Origin of the sequence: Gordonibacter pamelaeae 7-10-1-b (assembly GCF_000210055.1) — a bacterium.
GTDB classification, from domain to species: Bacteria; Actinomycetota; Coriobacteriia; order Coriobacteriales; family Eggerthellaceae; genus Gordonibacter; species Gordonibacter pamelaeae.
This window is the reverse complement of record NC_021021.1, coordinates 239844-241249: the sequence shown is the minus strand read 5'-3', so window position 1 is coordinate 241249 and position 1406 is coordinate 239844. Positions and strand designations below refer to the sequence as shown.

The window sequence follows — 1406 nt, the reverse complement described above, 5'->3', positions numbered from 1 at the left end:
CGCCCGTCCCGACGGCACCGCCCCGTGCCAGCCGCGCGTCCGCGGACGTGCCTGGCGCTTCCGGCCGTCAACGTCGCTTTACGGCGGCGGTAAGCGAGCGCTTCCCGGAGCATCCCCTTACACCCCCTGCTTCCTATCGTGACGGCGAATCCGCCTGCGTGCCCAGCCGACGCCCTCCGCGGGGTCTAACCTTGCCTTCATCGCCCCGCCCGGAGACGAGGGGCGGCATAGGAGAAGGAGGAGCGATGGACAAGCAAGGCATCATCGAGGCCAGCCGCGCCCGACGCGAAGGGGAGCGCATCTTCTACACGTCGTGCCCGGCGAACGGCTGCTGGGACAGCGCGTGCATCCTGAAGTGCCACGCGAAGGACGGCCGCATAACGGCGATCGAGCCGGACGACTCGGTGAACCGAAACGACAGCCGCGAGGACTGCGGCTGGGAGAACATCTGGAAGGGCAACGTGCAGATGCGCCCCTGCGCCATGGGCCATTCGTGGAAGAAGGAGCTCTACGCCGAGACGCGCCTCCTCCACCCCATGAAGCGCGTGGGGGAGAAGGGCGCCGGGCGCGGGTACTTCGTCCCCATCAGCTGGGAGGAGGCGCTCGACACCATCGCAGAGAAGATGGTGGAGATCAAGGGGAAGTACGGCCCCTACGGCATCTTCCACTCGCAGTACCCGAGCTTCGAGAAGAACGGGTTCCCGCTCGCGCCCTGGTGGGAGGCCGGCTTCGGCGCTTGGGGCGAGCACTCCACGTCCGGCCACGCGGCGGGCGAGATGCTGCACCTGGGCGTGGACCTGTCCAAGACGGCCAAGGGCCTCTCCGAGGCGCTGCCGGGCTTCGAGGCGTCCGACATCTTCAACTCGAAGCTCTTCGTCATGTGGGGCATGGACCCGGTGGTGGCCTGGTTCGGGCCGTCCTCGTACTACATGCAGCTCGCGCACGAGTACGGGTGCAAGACCATCGTCATCGACCCGCGCTACACCCAGTCGGCCGAGTTGCTGGCCGACCAGTGGATTCCCATCCGCCCCGGCACCGACTTGGCCATGATGCTGGCCGTGGCCCAGGTGCTCTACGAGGAGGACCTCGTCGACCACGAGTTCGTGGACCGGTGGGTCGACCCGGTGGGCTTCGAGGAATGGCGCGCCTATTGCATGGGCGAGGGCGAGGACGGCATCAAGAAGACCCCCGAATGGGCGGCTCCCATCTGCGCGGTGCCGGCCGAGACCATCCGCGAGTTCGCGCGCCTCTACGGCACGACGAAGCCGGTGCACCTGCAGTACTTCTACTCGTGCGCGAAGCGCCACATGGGCGACTACAGCGCGTCGGCGTCCATGCTGCTGCAGGCCATGACCGGCAACATCGCCTGCGCCGGCGGCTGCCAGACAGGCGCCCGCCTGCCCACG

At 68.1% G+C, this 1406-nt stretch carries 1 protein-coding gene; it reads left to right on the top strand.

The window, feature by feature from the left end; translation table 11 throughout:
- Positions 1–245: 245 nt before the first annotated feature.
- Positions 246–1406: molybdopterin-dependent oxidoreductase (locus GPA_RS01055; RefSeq protein ID WP_041238727.1), on the top strand; the 1161-nt coding region annotated here is incomplete at its 3' end.